Annotated in this window: 21 protein-coding genes and 1 other RNA gene; 16 read left to right on the top strand and 6 right to left on the bottom strand. The window is 64.6% G+C overall.

Annotation, left to right across the window (positions count from 1 at the left end; genetic code table 11):
* Nucleotides 1-2 precede the first annotated feature (2 nt).
* The 3 genes from ABXS05_RS22560 to tkt all read right to left on the bottom strand — a co-directional run bounded on the left by ABXS05_RS22560 (nucleotide 3) and on the right by tkt (nucleotide 5,417).
* Complete coding sequence (locus tag ABXS05_RS22560; RefSeq protein ID WP_367625447.1) at nucleotides 3-2,120, bottom strand: PA5441 family protein; 2,118 nt, start codon at nucleotides 2,118-2,120, stop codon at nucleotides 3-5.
* Nucleotides 2,121-2,280: 160 nt separating this feature from the next.
* Nucleotides 2,281-3,291, bottom strand: coding sequence for a type I glyceraldehyde-3-phosphate dehydrogenase (gene gap, locus ABXS05_RS22555; RefSeq protein WP_311939954.1), 1,011 nt, complete (start codon nucleotides 3,289-3,291; stop codon nucleotides 2,281-2,283).
* 137 nt (nucleotides 3,292-3,428) lie between these two features.
* Nucleotides 3,429-5,417: a transketolase gene (tkt, locus tag ABXS05_RS22550; RefSeq protein WP_311939956.1), complete on the bottom strand. Its 1,989-nt coding sequence runs from the start codon at nucleotides 5,415-5,417 to the stop codon at nucleotides 3,429-3,431.
* Nucleotides 5,418-5,711: 294 nt separating this feature from the next.
* Here tkt and ABXS05_RS22545 point away from each other — a divergent pair, with 294 nt between their 5' ends.
* From ABXS05_RS22545 to ruvB, 10 genes are all read left to right on the top strand, one after another.
* Entirely contained in the window at nucleotides 5,712-5,963 is a 252-nt protein-coding gene (locus ABXS05_RS22545; protein ID WP_376717717.1) for a DUF4164 family protein, read from the top strand.
* 1 nt (nucleotide 5,964) lies between these two features.
* The gene (locus ABXS05_RS22540) at nucleotides 5,965-6,330 is read left to right on the top strand and encodes a cell division protein ZapA (RefSeq protein ID WP_068285691.1); all 366 of its coding nucleotides are present in this window, start codon (nucleotides 5,965-5,967) and stop codon (nucleotides 6,328-6,330) included.
* Between the two features lie 198 nt (nucleotides 6,331-6,528).
* Nucleotides 6,529-6,686, top strand: a non-coding RNA gene (gene ssrS / locus ABXS05_RS22535) — 6S RNA.
* A gap of 37 nt (nucleotides 6,687-6,723) precedes the next feature.
* The gene (locus ABXS05_RS22530) at nucleotides 6,724-7,302 is read left to right on the top strand and encodes a 5-formyltetrahydrofolate cyclo-ligase (protein WP_311939962.1); all 579 of its coding nucleotides are present in this window, start codon (nucleotides 6,724-6,726) and stop codon (nucleotides 7,300-7,302) included.
* A gap of 1 nt (nucleotide 7,303) precedes the next feature.
* Nucleotides 7,304-8,122: a TIGR00282 family metallophosphoesterase gene (locus ABXS05_RS22525; RefSeq protein WP_311939964.1), complete on the top strand. Its 819-nt coding sequence runs from the start codon at nucleotides 7,304-7,306 to the stop codon at nucleotides 8,120-8,122.
* Nucleotides 8,123-8,262: 140 nt separating this feature from the next.
* On the top strand, nucleotides 8,263-9,009 hold the full coding sequence (locus ABXS05_RS22520; protein WP_367625446.1) for a YebC/PmpR family DNA-binding transcriptional regulator: 747 nt from the start codon (nucleotides 8,263-8,265) through the stop codon (nucleotides 9,007-9,009).
* 123 nt (nucleotides 9,010-9,132) lie between these two features.
* Nucleotides 9,133-9,642: a crossover junction endodeoxyribonuclease RuvC gene (gene ruvC, locus ABXS05_RS22515; protein ID WP_311939967.1), complete on the top strand. Its 510-nt coding sequence runs from the start codon at nucleotides 9,133-9,135 to the stop codon at nucleotides 9,640-9,642.
* Nucleotides 9,643-9,741: 99 nt separating this feature from the next.
* Nucleotides 9,742-10,554: an isocitrate lyase/PEP mutase family protein gene (locus ABXS05_RS22510; protein WP_311939969.1), complete on the top strand. Its 813-nt coding sequence runs from the start codon at nucleotides 9,742-9,744 to the stop codon at nucleotides 10,552-10,554.
* 83 nt (nucleotides 10,555-10,637) lie between these two features.
* Nucleotides 10,638-11,255 carry a Holliday junction branch migration protein RuvA gene (ruvA, locus tag ABXS05_RS22505; protein WP_322434809.1) on the top strand — a complete coding sequence of 206 codons (618 nt, stop codon included), beginning with the start codon at nucleotides 10,638-10,640 and terminating at the stop codon, nucleotides 11,253-11,255.
* Nucleotides 11,252-12,325: a Holliday junction branch migration DNA helicase RuvB gene (gene ruvB, locus ABXS05_RS22500; protein ID WP_068285677.1), complete on the top strand. Its 1,074-nt coding sequence runs from the start codon at nucleotides 11,252-11,254 to the stop codon at nucleotides 12,323-12,325. The genes ruvA and ruvB overlap by 4 nt, the downstream gene beginning before the upstream one ends.
* A gap of 170 nt (nucleotides 12,326-12,495) precedes the next feature.
* Here ruvB and pal read toward each other — a convergent pair whose 3' ends face one another.
* Nucleotides 12,496-13,026 carry a peptidoglycan-associated lipoprotein Pal gene (gene pal, locus ABXS05_RS22495; RefSeq protein ID WP_068285675.1) on the bottom strand — a complete coding sequence of 177 codons (531 nt, stop codon included), beginning with the start codon at nucleotides 13,024-13,026 and terminating at the stop codon, nucleotides 12,496-12,498.
* A gap of 361 nt (nucleotides 13,027-13,387) precedes the next feature.
* Between pal and ABXS05_RS22490 the strand changes: the two genes are divergently transcribed.
* The 6 genes from ABXS05_RS22490 to ABXS05_RS22465 all read left to right on the top strand — a co-directional run bounded on the left by ABXS05_RS22490 (nucleotide 13,388) and on the right by ABXS05_RS22465 (nucleotide 20,029).
* On the top strand, nucleotides 13,388-14,437 hold the full coding sequence (locus ABXS05_RS22490; protein ID WP_437178688.1) for a sulfate ABC transporter substrate-binding protein: 1,050 nt from the start codon (nucleotides 13,388-13,390) through the stop codon (nucleotides 14,435-14,437).
* Between the two features lie 221 nt (nucleotides 14,438-14,658).
* Entirely contained in the window at nucleotides 14,659-15,699 is a 1,041-nt protein-coding gene (locus tag ABXS05_RS22485) for a sulfate ABC transporter substrate-binding protein (RefSeq protein ID WP_376717719.1), read from the top strand.
* A gap of 202 nt (nucleotides 15,700-15,901) precedes the next feature.
* On the top strand, nucleotides 15,902-16,756 hold the full coding sequence (gene cysT, locus ABXS05_RS22480; protein ID WP_311939975.1) for a sulfate ABC transporter permease subunit CysT: 855 nt from the start codon (nucleotides 15,902-15,904) through the stop codon (nucleotides 16,754-16,756).
* Nucleotides 16,749-17,654: a sulfate ABC transporter permease subunit CysW gene (gene cysW / locus ABXS05_RS22475; RefSeq protein ID WP_311939976.1), complete on the top strand. Its 906-nt coding sequence runs from the start codon at nucleotides 16,749-16,751 to the stop codon at nucleotides 17,652-17,654. Before cysT ends, cysW begins: the two co-directional genes overlap by 8 nt.
* A complete protein-coding gene (locus tag ABXS05_RS22470) occupies nucleotides 17,620-18,777 on the top strand; it encodes a sulfate/molybdate ABC transporter ATP-binding protein (protein WP_415086443.1) in 1,158 nt (385 codons plus the stop codon). The genes cysW and ABXS05_RS22470 overlap by 35 nt, the downstream gene beginning before the upstream one ends.
* Before the next feature lie 235 nt (nucleotides 18,778-19,012).
* Nucleotides 19,013-20,029 carry a bile acid:sodium symporter family protein gene (locus ABXS05_RS22465; protein ID WP_311939978.1) on the top strand — a complete coding sequence of 339 codons (1,017 nt, stop codon included), beginning with the start codon at nucleotides 19,013-19,015 and terminating at the stop codon, nucleotides 20,027-20,029.
* 139 nt (nucleotides 20,030-20,168) lie between these two features.
* Here ABXS05_RS22465 and tolB read toward each other — a convergent pair whose 3' ends face one another.
* Nucleotides 20,169-21,497, bottom strand: a complete 1,329-nt coding sequence (tolB, locus tag ABXS05_RS22460) for a Tol-Pal system beta propeller repeat protein TolB (protein WP_415086491.1) — start codon at nucleotides 21,495-21,497, stop codon at nucleotides 20,169-20,171.
* A gap of 43 nt (nucleotides 21,498-21,540) precedes the next feature.
* On the bottom strand, nucleotides 21,541-22,908 hold the full coding sequence (gene tolA / locus ABXS05_RS22455) for a cell envelope integrity protein TolA (protein WP_367625444.1): 1,368 nt from the start codon (nucleotides 22,906-22,908) through the stop codon (nucleotides 21,541-21,543).
* Nucleotides 22,909-22,955: the final 47 nt, after the last annotated feature.

The following is a 22,955-nucleotide window of genomic DNA, read 5'->3' as shown; positions in this document are numbered from 1 at the left end:
GTCTACCAGTAATATTCGAGAGACTGCGCCCAACGTGATTGCGCATAATCGCGTTTCAGCTTCTGGAACCAGGCCTTTCGCTGGGCAACGGGCACGACACTGTCGTCGCAGCCATTCTTGCTCGTCGGCGCGAAGCACCAGATGGCACGATAGAGAGCATAGGCCTTTTGATCGGCGGTCGCACCCGCCGCGCCTACAACGGAGCGATACACTTCGAGCCGCGAGAATTTCCGGCCCGGGAAAAGTACCCCATTGCCGCCGAGCTCATCCTTCGCCGGCAGCGTGTCCAGGAAAGCCTGATCGAGGCCGTTGAGACGGATGAACTCCCCCAGACACAAGCGTGCCCCGATGTGGCGTGGAGTGGCGGACAGCGTTGCAATGCTGCTCTTGAGATCGGGGCAAGGGAAATCCGACGCCGTTTCCGGTTTGATGAACACATCCGAGGATGGCGCGCCGTCGCCTTCGGCGTCACCGGGATCCGCCTCAGGCTTGGCATCGGTGGGCACCAGCGCCAAATCCCCTGGAAAGGCCTTGTAGGCGCCGCGGGTGAGATCACGATAGAGCAGCGTATAAAGGGCGGTCGCCCGCTCGGCCGGCGAGGCGGCGGTATCCTTTGCCTGGCCGCGCAGCAATTGGGGACCGGCGCTGTAGCGCAGCAAGGTTTGTCGAATGGTCTCGTTGCGCACCGGCGAGGCTGGCTCGAAGAGCCGTTCGGGCTTGCCCGCCCGCTCGTCATGCAGGGCCAGGGCAAGCTCGATGACGACACGCTGGCTGGTTGGGTTCGCCCCACCGACGAGATCGAGCCAAAAGCCGCGGGCATTGCGGTCCTTCACGGCATCCAGGGCCACCCCGCGCAGCACCTGCCGGCTGAATTCGAGATAGGTGTAGCTTTTCTGTTGCGCCCGATCCGGGATCAGACCCAGCACGGCACGCGGCTGGCGGGCGACATGCAACTGATAGGACGCGAGCAGAAAATCGAACAGCTCCGTCTTGCCTGCGAAGAATTCGCGTTGTCCGTTCAACTCATCCAAGGTCAGGGCCTTGCTGCAGCACGCCTCGCCGCCGAGGGCACCGCCCTTACGCATGCGGACCAGGTCCAGGGTCGCCAGCAGCAAAGGCGAGCGCACCTGTTCGGTCCCGAGCAGGGGCAACAGCTTGGTATCCAGTTCCTCGGCAAGGTCGGCAGCGGAAACACCCCGCTCGCTCGCCTTCTGGCCCAACAGGCGCTCATAGTCGGCGAGCAGCTTGGCGTTGGCGCCGCTCATCCAATAGACCCGTCGCAACAGGCCGCGGGCAGAGGCGGCATAGCGCCCGTTCGGATAGGCTGTCAGATAGCCCTGCAGGGCCGTTTCCGCCTCGGTCGCCTTGCCGATGTCGCGCTGCGCAACCTCCCTCAGATTGCCATACTCGTCGAAGGCACCGGCCTGCAGCCTGTTCACCTCGACGCGGCCCAGAAGATAGCGTCCGCTCTCCTTCAGCCAAGGTTGGGCAGAACCGCCCAGGGCTGCAAAATGCCGGGCAGCAGTGTCGAAATCGCCGGCATAGAAGGCCGCCGCTCCCGACAGATAGGCGGCAAAGTCCCTGGCCAGGGGCGAGCGCGCATGCGCGGCGGCCGCGGAAACGGCCTCCTGCCCAGCGCCGGCTCCCGTGCAATCGGGCCTGAGGCCCTGCCGGGCGACGATCAACTCGTCCCTTTCGCCCGCCGTCACGCCCTGCTCCGCCTTGAGCGTCGCCACGAAATCGGCGGCGCCTGCATCATTGCTGCGGCAGCGCGAGCCCTCGCCCGCGGCATAGGGCCCATTGCCGCCGATCGAAGCCGGCGGATAGAGCGCGCCGCGGAAGGTCGCCCAATCGCTCGGTTCTATGAGCGCCTTTTCCGCGCCCTCCTGATCCGGCCGAACCGGGGCAGGCTGCTTGTCCTCCAGATCGGCGAGCAGGAGCAGCAGATTGGCGCGCGTGTCATTACCGGGCTGCAGGACGGCCAGATTGCTGCAGCTGTTGGATTCGGTACCCGCCACTCTCCAGCCCGGTTTGCAGTCGCTATCGGAACTGGCTCGAGCCGCCATCGGGCTCAAAACGACGAAGAGCAGAACGAACAACCAGACGCCTCGCCGAGCCATGTGGCTTCACTCCCCTTCGCTGCAGCACCAGTCAATCACAGCCGCCTGCCCGGGGACAAGCAACCGATTTCGGCCGGCAGTACTTCCGGTCAGGAAGCTACTCAAAAGAAAAGGCGCCGCAGTTACCCGCGGCACCTTGCTCATTTCATTGAAAACGAACTCAGATCAGGCTGGCGAAATGCACCGCCGTGTCGGACATGCGGTTCGAGAAGCCCCACTCATTGTCGTACCAGGTCAGGATGCGCACGAACTTCTCGTCGATGACCTTGGTCTGATCGAGCGCGAAGATCGAGGACGCCGGGTTGTGGTTGAAGTCGCGGCTCACCAGCGGCTCGTCGGTATAGGTCAGCACGCCTTTGAGCGGGCCGCGCTTGGCAGCCTTGATGATGGCCTCGTTGACCTTCTCGACGCTGGTCTTCTTCTTGGTGTTGATCTTGAGGTCGACCACCGAGACGTTGGGCGTAGGCACGCGGACCGAGGTGCCGTCGAGACGGCCCTTCAGCTCGGGCATCACCAGGCCGACGGCCTTGGCGGCACCGGTCGAGGTCGGGATCATCGACAGCGCCGCAGCGCGGGCGCGGTAGAGATCCTTATGCATCTGGTCCAGCGAGGGCTGGTCGTTGGTGTAGGAGTGGATCGTGGTCATGAAGCCGCGCTCGATGCCGAAGGCATCGTGCAGCACCTTGGCCACCGGCGTCAGGCAGTTGGTGGTGCAGGAAGCGTTGGAGATGACCAGATGGTCCTTGGTCAGGTCCTGGTGGTTGACGCCATAGACCACGGTGAGGTCGGCGCCGTCGCAGGGCGCGGAGACGATCACGCGCTTGGCGCCGGCCTTGAGATGGGCGGCCGCCTTGTCGCGGGACGTGAAGATGCCGGTGCATTCCATCGCGATGTCGATGTTCAGCTCCTTGTGGGGAAGCTGGGCCGGATCCTTGATCGCAGTGACCTTGATCTTCTTGCCCTGCACGACGATGGAATCGCCCTCGACCTTCACCTCGGCGGGGAAAGTGCCATGGATCGAATCGTAGCGCAGCAGATGGGCGTTGGTCTCCACCGGCCCGAGGTCGTTGATGGCGACGACTTCGATATCCTTGCGCTTGCCTTCGACGATGGCGCGCAGGATGTTGCGGCCGATGCGGCCGAAGCCGTTGATGGCGACACGAACTGTCATCCGATATTTCCTTTCTCTGCCTTCAGCTAGAGCATTTTCCGGAAAAGCCGATCGACTTCTCGATTAGGAAAACGCGTCAAAACAAAGAGTTAGAGCGGAGCGCACTCATATGTGCCCCGCCCGTTTACAGCTCATGCTCAGCCGTTGTGGCGGCGCAGGGCGGTTTCGGCCACGGCTTCCGCCGTGATGCCAAAATGGTTGTAGAGGTCCTTGATCGGGCCGGAGGCGCCGAAACCGGTCATGCCGACAAAGCCGCCATCGGGACCGATCACGGCATCCCAGCCGAAGCGGACGGCCGCTTCCACGGCGACCTTCACCGGTGCATCGCCGATGATCTTGGCCTTGACCTCTTCCGGCTGTGCCAGGAGCAGTTCCAGCGAAGGCACCGAGACCACACGGGTCGGCACGCCGCGCTGGTTCAGGATGGAGCGGGCATTCATGGCGATCTCGACCTCGGAGCCCGAAGCGAACAGCGTCACCGCGGCCTTGCCGCCGCCGGTGCCCGCCAGCTCATAGGCGCCCTGAGCGCACAGATTGGCCGTGGTGGCTTCGCGCAGCAGAGGCAGATTCTGGCGGGTCAGCGCCAGGATGGTCGGGCCGTTGGTGCGCTCCAGCGCGAGCTGCCAGCACTCGGCGGTCTCGATCGCGTCGCAGGGACGGAAGACGCGCATGTTCGGGATCGCGCGGCAGGCGGCCAGATGCTCGACCGGCTGGTGGGTCGGGCCGTCCTCGCCGAGGCCGATCGAGTCATGGGTCATGACATAGACCGGGCAGGTGCCCATCAAGGCCGCCAAGCGAATGGCCGGGCGGGCATAGTCGGTGAAGACGAAGAAGGTGCCGCCGGCGGGCACGAAGCCGCCATGCAGATAGATGCCGTTCATCGCGGCGGCCATGCCATGCTCGCGAATGCCCCAATGGATATAGCGTCCCTTGAAATCCTTCGGGGTGATCTCGACCAGGCCCTTGGCCTTGGTGTTGTTGGAGGGCGTCAGGTCGGCCGAGCCGAGCACCAGTTCCGGCATGACCTCGACGATGACGTTGAGGGCTGCTTCGGACGACTTGCGGGTGGCCATCGCGGTGGGATTGGCGGCGAGCGCCTTCTTATGGGCGAGAATGGCCTTGCCGAGCTTGGCCGGGCGCACGTGATCCATGCGGCGCGTGAACTCGGCCTGCTTGCGCTCGGAGAGGGTCGCGAAACGCTCTTCCCAGGCCTGACGGGCGCTGGCGCCACGCGAGCCGGCCTCGCGCCAGGCCTTGAGCACGTCGGCGGGCACCTCGAAGGGTGCACCGGTGATGCCAAGATTCTCCTTGGAGAGCTTGGCTTCTTCCGGCCCCAGCGGTTCGCCATGGGCCTTGGAGGTGCCGGCGCGGTGGGGCGAACCGAAGCCGATCGTGGTCTTGCAGGCGATCAGCGTCGGCTTGTTCGACTTCTGGGCGGCCTCGATGGCGGCAGCGATGGCATCCTGGTCATGGCCGTCGACATTCACGGCGCGCCAGCCGGCGGACTGGAAGCGCTTGATCTGGTCGACCGAGTCCGAAAGCGTCAGCGGACCGTCGATGGAGATGCCGTTGTGATCCCACAGGACGATCATCTTGTTGAGCTTGTAGTGGCCGGCGAGCGCGATCGCCTCCTGGCTGACGCCTTCCATCAGGTCGCCGTCGGAAGCGATCACATAGGTGAAATGGTCGACCACCTTCTTGCCGAACTGGGCAGCCAGCATCTTCTCGGCGAAGGCAAAGCCGACGGCGGTGGAGATGCCCTGGCCGAGCGGGCCGGTGGTGGTCTCGACGCCGACGGTGTGGAAGTTCTCCGGATGGCCGGGGGTCTTGTAGCCGAGCTGGCGGAAATGCTTGAGCTCCTCGACCGTCATGCCCGGCACGCCGGTCAGATAGAGCAGCGAATAGAGCAGCATCGAGCCGTGGCCGGCCGACAGAATGAAGCGATCGCGATCGGCCCAATGGGGATTGGCGGCATCGAACTTCAGGAAACGCGTGAACAGGACGGTGGCGACATCGGCCATGCCCATGGGCATGCCGGGATGGCCGGACTTGGCGGCCTCAACCCCATCAATCGCCAAGCCACGGATGGCGTTGGCCAGGCGGTTCTGCATTTCGGTGAGTGCCATGGAGTGTTTCCTGATGAAATTCGCCGGAATTTGGCAAAAAGAGCGGTGGGTTCTTAGCACCTCATCCCCGACTGTCAATGATCCCCGGGCTTGTGCCTGAAATTCACGCAACCGATGGTGGGGTGATCGAAAGCAGGAGGTATCATCAGGGGAAGGCCGGCGGCTTTCGCTTGGCCGTGGTGCGAAACCGCGATACTTTGATATTTAAGCAAAAACGCGGAGCGGTCCCGTCATGATTCGATGGAATGCCGCCATAGGGAAAGAGTGAGTAGGCCCTTGTCTGTGGATGCAGCCTTGCAACGATTGAATACGGCCCTGGCCCAGCTCGAGGAGGCCGCCGAACATCGCGCGGAACTCGATCGCACCATCGGCGGACATCGCATCGAAGTGCAGGCACTCTCGGAGGATCGCAACCGTCTGGCTCTGGAACTCGACGCGAGCTATGCACGGTTCGCTGCTATGGAAACCGCCAATCGCGATGTATCGCGACGCCTCGACCAGGCGATGGATTCCATCCGTTACGTGCTTGAGCCGCAGGACAGCTAGCATGGCGCATGTATCCGTTACCATTGCGGGCCGCGCCTATCGCATGGCGTGCGACGAGGGCCAGGAAGAACATCTCCTCGGCCTCGGTCGTCAGCTCGACGCCAAGATCGATGCCCTGCGTTCCTCTTTCGGCGAGATCGGCGACATGCGCCTTGCCGTGATGGCCGGCATCATGGTCGCGGACGAATTGTCGGAAATGCAGCGGCGGGCGGCTTCCCTGCAGCATGATCTCGATGAATTGCGCCAGACCCGCGACAATGCGCTGCAGCGCGAGCAGCAGACCCAGATGCGCGTGACGCAGGCCCTGACGGACGCCGCCAGCCGAGTCGAGAAGCTGATCGATTCCTTGTCCAAGACCGGCGTCTAGCGCTTCCATATTTTCTGGGATCGCAGGCATCCCCGCCTGCTCTTGGAAACACTGTGCTTGCAGAAACGGCAGACAATCGCGACATGCAAGCACGTCGCTGAGATGCCCGCGATCCCGGGAAGTCCGCGCTCCGGGAAAACGCCTGAATATTTTCATCGACCTCTGGCGCTCGCACCGTCTCGCCCTTATTATCTCGGTGCGGTGCTGCCTGGTTCGTCAGGACAACTGTATCCCCGGGGCCATACGACTCCCAAGGGAGCTGTCACTGTTCTCGCTCGAGGGCTTGGACATTACGGCGCCCACCTACATCAGTAGGCGCCCGGGATCGAACCGTCCAACGGCCGAGGTGGCCCGCTCCCTCCTCATTCCAAATTTGTCTTTGCCAAGCGTGTAATGGCTTCCACCGATCACAAGACCCAGTTGCGCCACAAGGCAATGGCGGCGCGCTCAGAGATCCGCGGTCATCAGCGCCAGGCAGCGACGGCCAGAGCCGCCCATCACGCCTTCAGCCGCCTGAAATACACCAGCGGCATCGTCGGCCTCTACCAGGCTTTTCGCGACGAGATCCATCCGGACGAGATCGCCGAACGCCTGCACCATACGGGCCGCAGGCTCGCTTTGCCGACTACGCCTCGCTATGGCCACCCCCTCACTTTCCGCTCCTGGGCGCCGGGCGATCCCCTGGTGGTCGGTCGCCACAACATCCCCGAGCCTGCGCCCGAGGCGGAGGAAGTCCATCCGCAGGTGCTGCTGGTGCCCCCGGTCGCTTTCGATCGCCGCGGCTACCGCATCGGCTATGGCGCGGGCTTCTACGACCGCACCATTCCCCAATTGCGGGCAATGCACCCCGTCTTCACCCTCGGCTATGCCTTTGCCTGCCAGGAAGTCGCGTTCCTGCCGTCCGAGCACCATGACGTGCCGCTCGACGCCATCGCCACCGAAAACGAAATCATCACAGTGACGGGGCGTTGATATGCGTCTGTTGTTCTTGGGGGACATCGTCGGCCGCACCGGTCGCAATGCCGTGATCGAACGCCTGCCGGGCCTGCGCGAAGCCTGGAAGCTCGATGCGGTCATCATCAATGGCGAGAACGCCGCCGGCGGCTTCGGCCTGACCGAGGCGATCTTCGACGAGGTCGTCGCCGCCGGTGCCGATGTGGTCACGCTCGGCAACCATTCCTTCGACCAGCGCGAGGCCCTCGTTTTCATCGAGCGAGCCCCAAGGCTGATCCGCCCAGCCAATTATCCCAAGGGCACGCCGGGGCGCGGCGCGACCCTGGTGGATCTGAAGAACGGCACCCGCCTGCTCGTCATCCAGGTGATGGGCCGCGTCTATATGGATGCACTCGATGACCCCTTCGCAGCCCTCGAGCGCGAGCTCGCCGCCTGCCCGCTCGGCCTTGGCGCCGATGCGGTGGTGGTCGACGTGCATGCTGAAGCGACCAGCGAGAAGCAGGCCCTCGGCCATTTCGCCGATGGGCGGGCCAGCCTGGTGATCGGCACCCACACCCATGTGCCGACGGCCGATCATCAGATCCTCAGCCATGGCACCGCCTATATGTCGGATGCCGGCATGTGCGGCGACTATGACAGCGTGCTCGGCATGGACAAGGAGGAGCCGGTGCGCCGCTTCATCCAGAAGACACCGGGCCTGCGCTTCGAGCCGGCGACCGGCGAGGCGACCCTGTCGGGCCTGGCGGTGGAGACCGACGACCGTACGGGCCTGGCGGTGAAGATCGCCCCGGTGAGAATCGGTGGAAAATTGTCGCAGGCCGAGCCGGCGTTTTGGTGAATCCACGGCAAACGACGCGGCGGGATGGATTTTTCTCGCCACCAATTCTATAAGCCGCGCCACAATTGCCGATCTTCGGACCGGCGTTTCATTCGGCTCGTACTTCACCGAGTCCCCAAGACGACATCAAGGCAAGACATATGGCCGGTCATTCCCAGTTCGCCAACATCATGCACCGCAAGGGCAAGCAGGATGCCAAGCGCTCGAAGCTCTTCTCCAAGCTCGCCCGTGAAATCACGGTGTCGGCCAAGCTCGGCCTGCCCGATCCCAACATGAATGCGCGCCTGCGCGCGGCCGTGCTGGCCGCCCGGGCCGAGAACATGCCCAAGGACAATATCGACCGCGCCATCAAGAAGGCTGCCGGCGCCGATGGCGAGAACTATGACGAGATCCGCTATGAGGGCTATGGGCCCGGCGGCGTGGCGCTGATCGTGGAAGCCCTCACCGACAACCGCAACCGCACGGCCTCCGACGTGCGCTCCTATTTCACCAAGGCCGGCGGCAACCTGGCCGAGACGGGCGCGGTGTCCTTCATGTTCGACCGCGTCGGCGTGATCGAATATGACGCCGACAAGGGTTCGCCCGATGCCATGCTGGAAGCGGCACTGGAAGCCGGCGCCGACGATTGCGCCTCCTCGGAGGACGGCCATGAATTCATCTGCGCCGCCGAGAACCTTGCCGAGGTCACCAAGGCTCTGGAAAACCAGCTCGGCGAAGCCCGCAAATCCGGGCTGGTCTGGCGTCCGCAGAACACCATCGCCGTCGACGACGAGACCGGGGAGAAGCTGATGCGCCTGGTCGACAATCTCGACGATCATGACGACGTCCAGCATGTCTACGCCAATTTCGAGCTCTCCGACGCGCTGATGGCGAAACTGGCGGAGTAACCCCTTCCGGGTGCGTGGACGTCACAGCGACATGCGAGCATGTCGCGACGTCCGCATCTGCCCATCCTTCCGCGCGCTAGGGTTCCAAGATGCGGACGAGACGTCCGCGCACCCGGGAAAATCATGTCACAGACCCCCATCCGCATCCTCGGCGTCGACCCAGGCCTGCGCCGCACCGGCTGGGGCGTGATCGAGGTGCTGGCCAACCGGCTGTCCTTCATTGCCTGTGGCACGGTGTTTTCCGACGACAATGAGGAGCTCGCCCACCGCCTGCTCGAGCTGCATACGGGCCTCACCGAGGTAGTGACGCGTTTCGAGCCGGACGAGGCGGCGGTGGAGAAAACCTTCGTCAACAAGGATGCCACGGCGACCCTCAAGCTCGGCCAGGCCCGCGGGATCGCCATGCTGGTACCGGCCCAGGCCGGCCTCGCCGTCAACGAATATGCACCAAACCTGGTCAAGAAGACCGTGGTGGGCTCCGGCCATGCCGACAAGAAGCAGATCCGCCTGATGATCAAGGTGCTGCTGCCCAAGGCGGATCCGAAATCGGACGACGCGGCCGACGCCCTCGCCGTCGCCATCACCCATGCCCATCATCGCACCAGCCACAATCTGGCAGCGCTCCTGAAATAGGTTCCAGGCCGGCCGACGGCTGGCGGTCCCGGGAAATTGCGCTTGCCTCCCGCGATCTCCATCCTTAGAACAAATCGTGAATTTATCCAAGGATTCGCCATGACCCAGGCCAGCCGCGCCGCCGTCTTCTCCGAACTGCATCAGCGTCCCGAACTCTTCCTCATTCCCAATGCCTGGGATGCCGGATCGGCGAAATTGCTGGATTCCCTCGGCTTTTCGGCGATCGCCACCACCAGTGCCGGCCTGGCCTTCACGGTGGGTCGCAAGGACGGCCAGATGTCGCGCGAGGAAACCCTCGCCAATGCGCGAGCCATCGTGGAGGCGACCAGCCTGCCGGTAAGCGCCGATCTCGAAAACGGTTTCGGCGACGCTCCCGAGGACTGCCGGCTCACCATCCTTGCCGGCATCGAGGTGGGGCTTGCCGGCGGCTCGATCGAGGATGCCACCGGTCGGCCCGACCAGCCGATCTATGAATTCGGCCACGCCGTCGACCGGGTGCGTGCAGCGGCAGAGACGGCACGCGCCGGGGGTTTCGTGCTCACCGCCCGCGCCGAGAACTTCCTGCACGGCATCGCCGACCTCGACGACACCATCCGTCGTCTGCAGGCCTTCCAGGAAGCGGGGGCGGAGGTGCTCTACGCACCGGCCCTGACCCGGCTCGACCAGATTTCCAGCGTGCTTAGCTCGATCGACAGGCCGCTCAACGTCCTGTTCACCGTGGGCGGCCAGGATTTCACCGTTGCCGATCTCGCCAGGCTCGGCGTGCGCCGCGTCAGTGTCGGCGGCTCCTTCACCCGGGCGGCTTTCGGCGCCCTGAAGCGGGCTGCCCTCGAACTGCGCGACCAGGGCACCTTCGGCTTTGCCAAGGACGCCATGACCTATGCCGAACTCAGCGCCCTGTTCGGTAAGTGAGAAACCCCGGGGCCGCTGGCGACCAGGATCGCCCCATGCCGCGAATCACGGCAAAGCGCTAGAACTGCCGTGAGAGGACCTTCATGATCGGCAAATTGCGCGGCATCGTTGACAGCTATGGCGAGGACTGGGTGATCCTCGACGTGCAGGGCGTGGGCTACATCGTCTATTGTTCCAGCCGCACGCTTGGCACCCTGCCCTCCCCGGGCGAGGCGACCATGCTCGCCATCGAAACCCATGTGCGCGAGGACCAGATCCGCCTGTTCGGTTTCTCCAGCGACAACGAGCGGGACTGGTTCCGCCTGCTGCAGACCGTGCAGGGCATCGGCACCAAGGTGGCGCTCGCCATCCTGTCGACGCTCAAGCCTGCCGATCTCGCCTCCGCCATCGCCCTCGGCGACAAGGGGGCGGTGGCACGCTCGCCGGGCGTCGGCCCGAAGGTCGCCCAGCGCATCGTCACCGAGCTCAAGGACAAGGTGCCGAGCTTCGGCCATGTTCCTGCCGACGTCATCAGCCTGCAGGCCGATATCGGTGAGCAGCGTGCCGCCGGTCCCGTCAGCGATGCGGTGTCGGCTCTGGTCAATCTCGGCTATGCCCAGACCCAGGCCTCGGCGGCCGTCGCCGCCGCTCTGCGGGAGGCGGGTGAAGGCGCCGAGACGGCCAAGCTCATCCGCCTCGGCCTGAAGGAATTGTCACGATGAAGCCCACGCGCAAGAGCGCCGGCGGCGAGGCGCCCAAATCCGCCCGCCTCCTGAGCGGCGATTCGCGTGACGAGGATGCGACCGATTCCAAGCTGCGCCCGCAGGACCTCGGCGAATTCGTCGGCCAGGCCAAGGCCCGCGAGAATCTGTCGATCTTCATCGAGGCCGCCCGCAAGCGCGGCGACGCCCTCGACCATGTGCTGTTCGTCGGGCCGCCGGGCCTCGGCAAGACCACCTTGGCCCAGATCGTCTCGCGCGAACTCGGCGTCAATTTCCGCGCCACCTCCGGGCCGGTGATCGCCAAGGCCGGAGACCTCGCCGCTTTGCTCACCAATCTGGAAGAACGCGACGTCCTGTTCATCGACGAGATCCACCGCCTCAATCCAGCGGTCGAGGAAATCCTCTATCCCGCGATGGAGGATTTCCAGCTCGACCTCATCATCGGCGAGGGACCGGCAGCGCGATCGGTGCGCATCGATCTCGCCAAGTTCACTTTGGTGGGCGCCACCACCCGCGCCGGCCTGTTGACCACACCGCTGCGCGACCGCTTCGGTATTCCGATCCGCCTGCAGTTCTACACGGTGGAGGAGCTCGAGCTGATCGTGAAGCGCGGCGGCCGGGTGATGGGCACGCCGATCGCCGAGGACGGCGCCAACGAGATCGCCCGCAGGGCTCGCGGCACCCCTCGCATCGCCGGCCGCCTGCTGCGCCGCGTGCGCGACTTCGCTTCGGTGCTCGGCGCCGAAACCATCACCAGAGCCATCGCCGACAAGGCCTTGAGCGCGTTGGAAGTCGACCAGGCCGGGCTCGATGCCATGGACAATCGCTATCTCAACCTGGTGGCGCTGAGCTTCGGCGGTGGCCCGGTGGGCATCGAGACGATCGCCGCCGCGCTATCCGAACCGCGCGACGCCATCGAGGACATCATCGAGCCCTATCTGATCCAGCAGGGCTTCCTGCAGCGTACCCCGCGCGGCCGGGTGATGACGCCGCATGCCTATCGCCATCTGGGCCTGGCGGTACCGAGTTCTACACCACCGCAAATGCCGCTGTTCGGCGACGAGGATTGACGCAACTTTTGAAAAGCAAGAGGCGGACGAGACGTCCGCGGTCCCAGCCTTGACGTTGCCGTTGCAAACCTCGCAAGGTTCGTGTGGTCAACGCGTCGGCTGGGACCGCGGACATTCTGTCCGCCTCAAATACACGCAGGATCAGGCGGGTCCGAAGACCCGCCCGCAACTCAGGAATTGCCGCCGTTCAGCACGGTGACGGCGCGGCGGTTCTGCGACCAGCAGGAGATGTCGTTGCAGGTCGCGACCGGGCGCTCCTTGCCGTAGGAGATGGTGCGCATGCGGCCACCGGAAATGCCCTGCGCCATCAGATAGTCGCGCACCGACTGGGCACGGCGCTGGCCGAGGGCGAAGTTGTAGTCACGCGTGCCGCGCTCGTCGGCATGGCCTTCGATGGTCACGGAGTAGCGCGGATAGGCCTTCAGCCACTGGGCCTGCTTGTTCAGCGTCTGCTGGCCTTCGGGGGTGATGTCGGACTGGTCGACCAGGAAGAGCACGCGATCGCCGACATTCACGACGAAGTCCTGCTGGCTGCCGGGCGATGCAGCACCGCCCGCTCCATAGCCGCCGCCACCGGCACCGCCGGGGCCACCGAGACCGTCGCCGGCACCCGACTTACTCTTACAGGCCGCCAGTGCGAGCACGCAGGTCAGTGCAGCGGCGAAGCGCAGTGCAGGGACCGCGCGCAGGGACGTCATCATTCCGGTTACTCCTCCGGTCGTCAGAATTGGTAAATCAGCCATAGCGAAAGCTGGTTAATCGAACGTTCTGGAAACACGGCTCGCGACGATTTCTTGGCGGTCGCGCAGCCGTCGCGCCTCACTGCAAGAGCCAAACTGCCACTATGGTTAACCAAGTGCTGATCAATTCCGGCACAATGGTGGCCCCGGCTGGGCTCAAGCGAGGCGCACCGTCATTCTCCACCACTGTCGCATTCATGTCACACACACCCGGCGTGTGAATTGATTTATAATACCATTACTCTATGCATTTTATAGATTGACAAGGTTGATTGATTTAGTGGAGATTTGGCCAAGCTTCTCTCGACTGGAAACCGAACCCATGACGATCAAAACGCTTCGCCTGGCGCGCCTGAGGGATACGCTCGGCGTCCTCCTGGTTCTCGGCCTCGTGCTCTGGCTGATTTTCGGCGCGCTCGCCGGGGCTCGCGCTGCCGAATTGCTGAATGTCTCCTACGACCCGACGCGCGAGCTCTACAAGGAGGTCAACACGGCCTTCATCGCCGACTGGAAGGCCAAGGCTGGCGAAGATCTCACCATCAAGCAATCACATGGCGGCTCCGGCAAGCAGGCGCGCTCGGTCATCGACGGCCTCGAGGCCGATGTGGTCACCCTCGCTCTATCCGGCGACATCGATGCCATCGCCACGGCGACCAAGAAGCTTCCCGACAATTGGCAGTCGCGTCTGCCGCACAATTCCTCACCCTACACCTCCACCATCGTCTTCGTGGTGCGCAAGGGCAATCCCAAGGGCGTCAAGGATTGGGACGATCTGGTCAAGCCCGGCATCGCCGTGATCACGCCCAATCCCAAAACCAGCGGCGGCGCGCGCTGGAACTATCTGGCGGCCTGGAGCTATGCTTTCGACAAGAATGGCGGCGACGAGGCCAAGGCCCGCGATTTCGTGGCCGCCCTCTATCGCAACGTTCCGGTGCTCGACTCGGGCGCCCGCGGTTCCACCGTCACCTTCGCCCAGCGCGACACCGGCGACGTGCTGATCGCCTGGGAAAACGAAGCCTTCCTGACGCTGCAGGAGTTCGGCGCCGACAAATACGAGATCGTCTCGCCCTCCTCCTCCATCCTGGCCGAGCCGCCGGTCGCCATCGTCGATGCCAATGTCGACGCCAAGGGCACCCGCAAGCAGGCCGAGGCCTATCTCAACTTCCTCTACACCCCGGCCGCCCAGAAGATCATCGCCCACAATTTCTATCGGCCGATCGATGAGAAGGCCGCCGATCCGGCCGACCTCGCCCGCTTTCCCAAGCTCAAGCTGGTGACGATCGACGACGCCCGCTTCGGGGGCTGGAAGACCGCCCAGCCCAAGCATTTCGGAGATGGCGGGGTCTTCGACCAGATCTACAAGCCGCAATGAGGCAGCGCAGCAATTTTTCGGGGGCGGGTCTTCAGACCCGCCTTTTTTGTACGTGCGCCGGTTCCAGGCGGGTTTGGAGACCCACCCCCAGGAAACCATATAACACATTATTCTTGTGGATTTTATCACATTTAACACATTGACAATGTCGATTGATTTAGTGGATATATGAAGAAGTTGTAAATTCTCCTTTCCCACTTCCAGGTTGTGAAATGAACGGCATGACCAGCCTCACCCGCCTTCGCGACACCCTTGCCGTGCTGCTGGCCCTCGGCTTCGTGCTGTGGATGACCTTCGGCGCGCCTTCGCGCGCTCACGCCGCCGAGCTCCTCAACGTCTCCTATGATGCCACGCGCGAGCTGTACAAGGAGATCAACAAGGCGTTCGCGGCGGATTGGAAGGCCAAGACGGGCGAGGACCTCACCATCAAGCAGTCCCATGCCGGTTCCGGCAAGCAGGCCCGCGCCGTCATCGACGGGCTCGACGCCGATGTGGTGACGCTGGCCCTGTCCAACGACATCGACTCCATCGCCAAGGCGACCAAGAAGATCCCGGAGAACTGGCAGTCCCGTCTGCCGCGCAATTCCACGCCCTACGCCTCCACCATCGTCTTCGTGGTGCGCAAGGGCAATCCCAAGGGCATCAAGGATTGGGGTGACCTCGTGCGCCCCGACGTTGCCGTGATCACCGGCAATCCCAAGACCGGCGGCGGCACGCGCTGGAACTATCTGGCCGCCTGGGGCTATGCCTGGGACAAGACGGGCGGCGACGAGGACAAGACGCGCGAATTCGTGGCGGCCCTCTATCGCAATGTGCCGGTACTCGACAGTGCCGCCCGCGGCGCTACCATCACCTTCGCGCAGCGCGAGGTGGGTGACGTGATGATCGCCTGGGAGAACGAGGCCTTCCTGACGCTGAAGGAATTCGGTGAGGACAAGCTCGAAGTCGTGGTTCCCTCGATCTCGATCCTGGCCGAGCCGCCGGTCAGCATCGTCGACGCCAATGTCGACGCCAAGGGCACCAGGAAGCAGGCCGAGGCCTATCTCGACTTCCTCTACACCCCGGCCGCCCAGAAGATCATCGCCCATAACGGCTATCGTGCCAGCGACGAAGCCGCCGCCGATCCGGCCGATCTCGCCCGTTTCGCCAAGCTGAAGCTGTTCACCATCTCCGATCCGCAATTCGGCGGCTGGGCCAAGGTCCAGGCCAAGCATTTCGCTGACGGTGGCATCTTCGACCAGATCTACAAGCCGAAGGGGTGAAAACCTTCTCCCCTTGCGGGATCTGGCATTTCCTATGGAAGTGCCTTAGGTGGCGCGCAGCGCCGGACGAGGGGTCTTGCGACCTGCCCGGTACGTCTTGCGGCCGCGCGACGAGATAGCGCATCGTTTCACCCCTCATCCGCCCCTCCGGGGCACCTTCTCCCACAAGGGGAGAAGGAAGTCGCCCCACCAGGAACCGCCCATGGCTCTTGCCGCCACCTTGCGAGCTCCCTTCGTCAAGCCGACCGCCCTGCCGGGCTTCGGGCTGACGCTCGGCTACACGATCTTCTATCTCAGCCTGATCGTGTTGATCCCCCTAGCCGCGCTGCTGCAGAAGGCGGCCGTACTCGGCCCTTCCGGCATCCTGGCCATTGCGGCCGAGGGACAGGTTGCCGCGGCCCTCAGGGTCACCTTCGGCATTTCCCTCATCGCCGCCCTGGTCAATGTCGTCTTCGGCGTCATCGTCGCCTGGGTGCTCGTGCGCTATGACTTCCCGGGCAAGCGCCTGGTCGATGCTGCGGTGGACCTGCCCTTTGCCCTGCCGACGGCCGTGGCGGGCCTCGCTTTGTCGAGCCTCTACGCATCCAATGGCTGGATCGGCCAGTTCTTCGCTCTTGCCGGCATCAAGGTCGCCTTCACCACCAAGGGCATCTTCGTCGCCTTGGTCTTCATCGGCCTGCCCTTCGTGGTGCGCACATTGCAGCCGGTACTGGCCGAGATCGACAAGGAGATCGAGGAAGCCTCCGCCACGCTCGGCGCCACCCGCTTCCAGACCGTGACGCGCGTATTGCTGCCCCCGCTGCTGCCCGCCGTGCTGACCGGCTTTGCCCTCGCTTTCGCCCGCGCCGTCGGCGAATACGGTTCGGTGATCTTCATCGCCGGCAACATTCCCTATGTTTCGGAGATCGTGCCCAGCCTGATCTTCCAGAAGCTCGAGCAGAACAAATATGCCGATGCCGCCGCCATCGCCATCATCATGCTGGCGATCTCCTTCGCCATGCTGCTGGCGATCAACCTGATCCAGGCCTGGAGCCGCAGGAGGATGGGCGATGCCTAATTCGACCTCTGAACTGGCGATCGAGCTTTATCGCGAACCGCCCGTCAGCCGTGAACATGCCGTCACCACCGAGACATCCTGGGTCCGCCGCGTGCTGATCGGCATCGCCCTGGTCTTCCTCGCAGCCTTTCTGGTGATGCCGCTGATCGAGGTGTTCTACCAGGCCTTCCGCAGCGGGGCCGCGGCCTATTTTGAATCCTTCGAGGATCCGGACACCCGCACCGCCGTGTGGATGACCGTTATCGTCGCCCTGATCGCCGTACCGCTCAACATCGTCTTCGGGGTGATCGCGGCCTGGGCCGTAGCCAAGTTCGACTTCAAGGGCAAAAGCCTGCTCATCACCTTGATCGACCTGCCCTTCTCCGTCTCCCCGGTGGTGGCGGGCCTAGTCTTCGTGCTGCTGTTCGGCGCGCAAGGCCTGCTCGGTCCCTGGCTCTCCGCGCATCGCATCCAGATCATCTTCGCTCTGCCCGGCATCGTGCTCGCCACCATCTTCGTCACCTTTCCCTTCGTGGCGCGCGAACTCATCCCGCTGATGCAGGCCCAGGGCAAGGCCGACGAGGAAGCCGCGCTGACCCTCGGCGCCTCGCCGCTGAAAATGTTCTGGACGGTAACCATCCCCAATATCCGCTGGGGCCTGCTCTATGGCGTGCTTCTGTGCAATGCCAGGGCGATGGGCGAGTTCGGCGCGGTCTCGGTGGTGTCCGGCCACGTCATCGGCGGCACCAACACCATGCCGCTGCATATCCAGATTCTCTATGAAGGCGGAGGCTCGGCCGCGATCGCCGCCTTCGCCGTCGCTTCCCTGCTCGCAATGCTCGCGCTCGTCACTCTCGTCGCCAAGACCATCCTCGAATGGCGTTATGGCGACGAGTTGGCGCATGGCGCCAAACACTGAGGACCGTCCCATGGACATCCGCGTAACCGGCCTGACCAAGAGCTACGGCGTCTCGCCGGCCCTGCACGGCATCGACCTCGAGATCAAATCCGGCGAGCTCCTCGGCCTGCTCGGCCCCTCAGGGTCGGGCAAGACCACACTGCTGCGCATCATCGCCGGGCTGGAGCGCCCGACCACGGGCACCGTCTTCTTCGGCGCCGACGATACCGCCGGCCTCACCGTGCAGGAACGCCGGGTCGGTTTCGTGTTCCAGCATTACGCGCTGTTCCGCCATATGAGCGTGGCCGACAATGTCGCCTATGGCCTGCGCGTGCGCCCCCGGGCCAAGCGGCCGGCCGAGGCGGAGATCGTCAGGCGCGTCAACGAATTGCTCGATCTCGTGCAGCTCGGCGCCTTCGGCCAGCGTTTCCCCTCCCAGCTCTCCGGCGGCCAGCGCCAGCGCGTCGCCCTCGCCCGTGCGCTCGCGGTAGAACCCAAGGTACTGCTGCTCGACGAGCCCTTCGGCGCCCTCGATGCCAAGGTCCGCAAGGATCTGCGCAGCTGGCTGCGCACCATCCACGACAAGACCGGCCACACCACCATCTTCGTCACCCATGATCAGGACGAAGCGCTGGAACTGTCGGACCGCATTGCCGTGCTCGACAAGGGCCGCATCGACCAGCTCGGCGTGCCCGACGAGATCTACGACCATCCGGCCACGCCCTTCATCTTCGGCTTCATCGGCGAGTCCAGCCGTGTGCCGGTGGCGATCTCGCAGGGCCGGATCCTGCTCGACGGCACGGCCCTGCCCTTCAATGCCGACGGCCTGCCGGACGGGCCGGCCAGCCTGTTCGTACGCCCGCACGACGTCACGCCGGTCGACCCGGGCGCATCGGCTCTCAATGGGCTGATCGTGGCGCAGCGCCGCGTCGGCGCCACCCGCCGCCTCGAGGTCGCCCTCGGTACCCAGGGCACGGTGGTGGAGGTCGACACGCCGAGCCTGCGCAGCAGCGAGAACAACAAGCCGGTCGGCCTCAAACTGCTCAACGCCGCCGTTTTCGCCGCCAATGGCGAGGCCCGCTATTTCCGCGGCGCGGCCACGGAGCCTGTGGTGGTCCGGCCGAGCGCCTTCCAGCGCGCCTGAGCCTACCGATGCCGTGGAGCGGCTGCATCTCCAGTACCCTCGGCCCTACGGCGCGTGCATAGCAGGTCTGCACCGGCACGCGCAGCCGCGAGTGAGGCTTCCGCCCCTCGCAAGGATGGGTTAACGCTGGGCGGCGTTCCAAGGCAGCGGTTCCGGCGCCGGCCCATGAGGCAACGCCGTCTTTCCCGGTCAGGTGGTCATCAACTTGCTTTCGCGCTTCCGCCCCGACAATTTCATGCTGATGCTTCTGGGCGTCGTGGCGTTGGCGAGCTTCCTGCCCATTGCAGGACGGCCAGCCGAAATATTCGCGGCCCTGGCCAATGGTGCGATCGCGCTGCTCTTTTTCCTGCACGGCGCCAGGCTTTCGCGCGACACGGTGATTGCGGGCCTGTCGCACTGGCGCCTGCACCTGACCATCCTGCTCGCAACCTATGCCCTCTTTCCGGTGCTGGCGCTCGCGCTCGATTATGGCCTGGTCTCGGCGCTGACGCCGACGCTCGCCAGCGGCATCCTCTTTCTCGCCATCCTGCCCTCGACGGTGCAGTCCTCGATCGCCTTCACCTCGATAGCGGGCGGCAATGTTCCCGCTGCAGTCTGTGCGGCATCGGGCTCCAACATTCTCGGCATCTTCATCACGCCGCTGCTGGCCGGCCTGCTCTTCGCCTCGCGCGGCGTGGGCTTTTCGGGCTCGGTGCTGATCACCATCGTCACCCAGCTCCTGCTGCCCTTCGTGCTCGGCCAGGTGCTGCAGCCCTGGATCGGCGGTTTCGTGCGCCGGCACCGCTTCGTGCTGAGCTTCGTCGACCGCGGCTCGATCCTGATGGTGGTATATCTGGCCTTTTCCGAGGCGGTCACGGGCGGGCTGTGGCGGCAATTCTCGGCCACGGCCTTACTCACCATGGTGTTCGTCGATGCCGCCCTGCTCGCTTTGGTGCTGTTGATCACCACCTATGGCAGCCGCCGTCTCGGTTTCTCCAAGGAGGACGAGATCACCATCGTGTTCTGCGGCTCCAAGAAGAGCCTGGCCACTGGCGTGCCGATGGCCACCGTGATCTTCGCCGGCCAGAACATCGGGGCCATCGTGCTGCCGCTGATGCTGTTCCACCAGATCCAGCTGATGACCTGCGCCATCCTGGCCCAGCGCTATGCCCGCCGCCTCAAGGCCCTCGCCGCGAGCAAAGAGGAAGACCCCACCGAGGATTGGCCCGAAATCGAGCCCGGTGCTCAGGAAGCGTCATCCCGGGCCAAATAAAAACCCCTCCCCGGCATTGAAACCGGAGAGGGGAACATTCGCATGCTCGAGCATCCTGCCCGTTCTTCCTATAACCCAAACGCTGCGTTTCCAGGCACGGGCCGGATGACCCACGCCCCCCCGGAGCTCGCCCCCGGCGTCAGGCCTGCTTGGACAAGGAGGCGGACCAAGCCGGGTCAGAGGCAAAGCCCTGCGTCGGCACCCGCTGCTCAGGCGTGCCGAAGATCGAGGCCTGCCAGAGCTGCGGCCCCTGGCCGAGATCGCGGAACCACATCAGATAGAGGCCGTTCGGCGCCCAGGTCGGGCCTTCATTGTGGAAGCCCTCGGTGATCATGCGCTCGCCCGAACCGTCGGGATTCATGATGCCGATGCCGAACTGCCCCCCCTTCTGGCGGGTGAAGGCGATCAGGTCGGAGCGGGGCGACCAGACCGGCGTGGAGTAGCGGGCACCGCCCTCGCCGGAGGTGATGCGCTGCTGGTTTGAGCCGTCGGCACCCATGATGTAGATCTGCTGGGTGCCGCCGCGATCGGACTCGAACACGATACGGCCGCCATCCGGCGAATAGGAAGGCGAGGTATCGATCGCGCTGCCATTGGTGAGCTGCGTCGCCTGTTTCGTCTGCAGGTTCAGCAGCTGGATTGTCGAGGAACCGTTTTTCTCCAGGCTCATGATGACCTTGCGCCCGTCCGGCGAAAAGCGCGGCGAGAAGGTCATGCCGGGGAAGTTGCCGACAACCTGGCGCTGGCCGGTCTGGACATTGGTCAGGAAGACGCGCGGATCGGCATCAGCGAAGGAAAGATAGGTCAGTTCCTGCGTGGTCGGCGAGAAGCGGGGCGTCAACACCAGATCGGTGCCGCGGCTGAGATAGACGGTGTTGGCACCGTCCTGGTCCATCACAGCGAGGCGCTTCACCCGCTTGTCCTTGGACCCGGATTCGGAGATGAAGGCAATGCGCGTGTCGAAGGGACCGGGTTCGCCTGTTACCGCCTTGAACACGGCATCGGCAGCGACATGGCCCAGTCTCCGCCAGCTGTTGGCCGGTGCGGAGAACTGCTGGCCGGCAATCTGCCTACCCTGCGCGACATCCCAGACCCGAACCTGGATGCCGAGGCCGCCGCCTGCGGGCACCACCTGGCCTGCGACGACCACCTGTGCGTTGAGAGTCTGCCAGCTGCCGAAATTCGGCGTGGCATTGGGGCCGACCTGTTCGACGAAGGCCTTGGAATCGATCGGCTGGAACAGGCCGGAGCGGCTGAGATCGTTGCTGATGATGCCGGAAAGATCGCGCCCACTGCCGCTGATGCCCATGACGGCAACCGAGACGGGCTGGATACCGCCCTGACCTCGGCCCCTGAGTTCCAGGATGGGAGCAGCCGACTGCGCCCAGGCCGGCATGGCCGCGAGGCCTGCGAGCGCAGAAATCGCCCCAGCGCCAGCCTGCATAAATCCGCGTCGATTCAGATTCATTCGCATGTGTCTCTCGTCACGTTCGGCCATGTTGCCCGGAAGATCAGAAGCCGCCGGGTTCATGGGTGTAGTTGAATTCTTTCCATGCCGCGTAGGTCTGCGGATTGAACGGCAGGGGGTTGTCGGCGGTGATGCAGCGCTTGATCGCCCGGATCAGGGCATTGCCGGTCGCAGCATCGCTGGAATTCACCAAGGTCGGGGCAGCAGCAAGGGTACCGTCGGAGTTCATCGACAGCTTGACCTTGGCAAAGGCCGAGCCTGCATTCACGCCGAAGTTCGGCGGCATGCAACGCGTTACCTGCTTCTCGACCATCCGCCCCATCGCAGCCTGTTCGCTCAGGCTGAGCCTGGGCGCATTGGCATCCTGTCTGCCGGTCGTCCCAGTCTGGTTGACATTGTCGCGGGTGTTGCCAGCCCGTCCGGAGGGCTTGCTCGGTGTCGTGGCGGGACCATTGCTTGCCACCTGCTGGCCTTCCTTGGCCTTGCGCTTCTCCAGGAGGCCAGCGACACCGTCGAGCGCCTTGGCGTTCTTGGCCGCTGCCGCCTGCTTCGCCGCCTCGGCCTTCTTGTCGGCAACGGCTTTGTCGATGGCAGCCTGGCGCTCGGCGTCAGCCTTGGCCTTGGCGTCCGCCAGTTGCTTCTGCTTCTCGGCCTCGGCCTTCTTCGCAGCCTCGGCTTCGGCGAGCTTGCGCTGCTTCTCGGCTTCCGCCTTCTTGGCTGCCTCGGCCTCGGCAATCTTGCGCTGCTTGTCGGCTTCGGCTTTCTTCGCAGCCTCAGCCTCGGCGACCTTGCGCTGCTTGTCGGCTTCCGCCTTCTTGGCCGCCTCAGCCGCCTCGGCGAGCTTCTGCTGGCGCTCGGCCTCCGCCGCTTCCTTGGCCGCAGCCTCGGCCTTGGCGGCAAGCTCGGCACGAGCCTCGGCCTGCGCCTTGGCAGCGGCATCGGCGGCAGCCTTGGCTTGGGCCGCCTTCGCGACGGCGTCCGCCTTGGCCTGCGCGGCCTTCGCTGCGGCAGCGGCCTTGGCCTGCTCCTGCGCCTTGGCAGCCGCCTCGGCAGCGGCAGCAGCCTGCGCCAGCTTGGCGAGGGCCTGCGTGTCCGGTTTCGGATCGGGCTTGGGCGTCGGCGCGGGCGGCGGGGCGTCGTCGGACGTGTCGGCGACTTCGGCATCCGGCACGTCACGCGAAGGCGGCGTCGGCGGAGCCTGCACCTGCTGCGGCGCTTCCTGCCCGCCGCCACCACTGGCCGACGGTGTCGGATCGCCCTTCATGATCTGGTCGTATTGTTCCGGCGTGACCATGTCCACCGGGACGGCCGGGGCCGAGTCGAGCGGCTTGGCGGCCGGAAACGCGAACAGCAACGCTCCCAGCAAAATTACATGCACCGCCGCCGAAACGGGAAGTCCATAATCACGCATCGTACTCAAACCGGCCTTTCAAACCCCAACCCCGACGTCTTCGTTCG

It is taken from the genome of Labrys neptuniae (assembly GCF_040797145.1).
GTDB classification, from domain to species: domain Bacteria; phylum Pseudomonadota; class Alphaproteobacteria; order Rhizobiales; family Labraceae; genus Labrys; species Labrys neptuniae.
Note: the sequence above shows the minus strand (reverse complement) of the source record. Positions and strands in the feature narration are given on the sequence as shown.

Bases quoted from the DNA above. Each gene is read 5' to 3' on its own strand.
- ABXS05_RS22560 (WP_367625447.1), bottom strand. From the start codon at position 2,120: ATGGCTCGGCGAGGCGTCTGGTTGTTCGTTCTGCTCTTCGTCGTTTTG.
- gap (WP_311939954.1), bottom strand. From the start codon at position 3,291: ATGACAGTTCGTGTCGCCATCAACGGCTTCGGCCGCATCGGCCGCAAC.
- tkt (WP_311939956.1), bottom strand. From the start codon at position 5,417: ATGGCACTCACCGAAATGCAGAACCGCCTGGCCAACGCCATCCGTGGC.
- ABXS05_RS22540 (WP_068285691.1), top strand. From the start codon at position 5,965: ATGGCGCATGTATCCGTTACCATTGCGGGCCGCGCCTATCGCATGGCG.
- ABXS05_RS22530 (WP_311939962.1), top strand. From the start codon at position 6,724: ATGGCTTCCACCGATCACAAGACCCAGTTGCGCCACAAGGCAATGGCG.
- ABXS05_RS22525 (WP_311939964.1), top strand. From the start codon at position 7,304: ATGCGTCTGTTGTTCTTGGGGGACATCGTCGGCCGCACCGGTCGCAAT.
- ABXS05_RS22520 (WP_367625446.1), top strand. From the start codon at position 8,263: ATGGCCGGTCATTCCCAGTTCGCCAACATCATGCACCGCAAGGGCAAG.
- ruvC (WP_311939967.1), top strand. From the start codon at position 9,133: ATGTCACAGACCCCCATCCGCATCCTCGGCGTCGACCCAGGCCTGCGC.
- ABXS05_RS22510 (WP_311939969.1), top strand. From the start codon at position 9,742: ATGACCCAGGCCAGCCGCGCCGCCGTCTTCTCCGAACTGCATCAGCGT.
- ruvA (WP_322434809.1), top strand. From the start codon at position 10,638: ATGATCGGCAAATTGCGCGGCATCGTTGACAGCTATGGCGAGGACTGG.
- ruvB (WP_068285677.1), top strand. From the start codon at position 11,252: ATGAAGCCCACGCGCAAGAGCGCCGGCGGCGAGGCGCCCAAATCCGCC.
- pal (WP_068285675.1), bottom strand. From the start codon at position 13,026: ATGATGACGTCCCTGCGCGCGGTCCCTGCACTGCGCTTCGCCGCTGCA.
- ABXS05_RS22490 (WP_437178688.1), top strand. From the start codon at position 13,388: ATGACGATCAAAACGCTTCGCCTGGCGCGCCTGAGGGATACGCTCGGC.
- ABXS05_RS22485 (WP_376717719.1), top strand. From the start codon at position 14,659: ATGACCAGCCTCACCCGCCTTCGCGACACCCTTGCCGTGCTGCTGGCC.
- cysT (WP_311939975.1), top strand. From the start codon at position 15,902: ATGGCTCTTGCCGCCACCTTGCGAGCTCCCTTCGTCAAGCCGACCGCC.
- cysW (WP_311939976.1), top strand. From the start codon at position 16,749: ATGCCTAATTCGACCTCTGAACTGGCGATCGAGCTTTATCGCGAACCG.
- ABXS05_RS22470 (WP_415086443.1), top strand. From the start codon at position 17,620: ATGGCGACGAGTTGGCGCATGGCGCCAAACACTGAGGACCGTCCCATG.
- ABXS05_RS22465 (WP_311939978.1), top strand. From the start codon at position 19,013: ATGCTGATGCTTCTGGGCGTCGTGGCGTTGGCGAGCTTCCTGCCCATT.
- tolB (WP_415086491.1), bottom strand. From the start codon at position 21,497: ATGAATCTGAATCGACGCGGATTTATGCAGGCTGGCGCTGGGGCGATT.
- tolA (WP_367625444.1), bottom strand. From the start codon at position 22,908: ATGCGTGATTATGGACTTCCCGTTTCGGCGGCGGTGCATGTAATTTTG.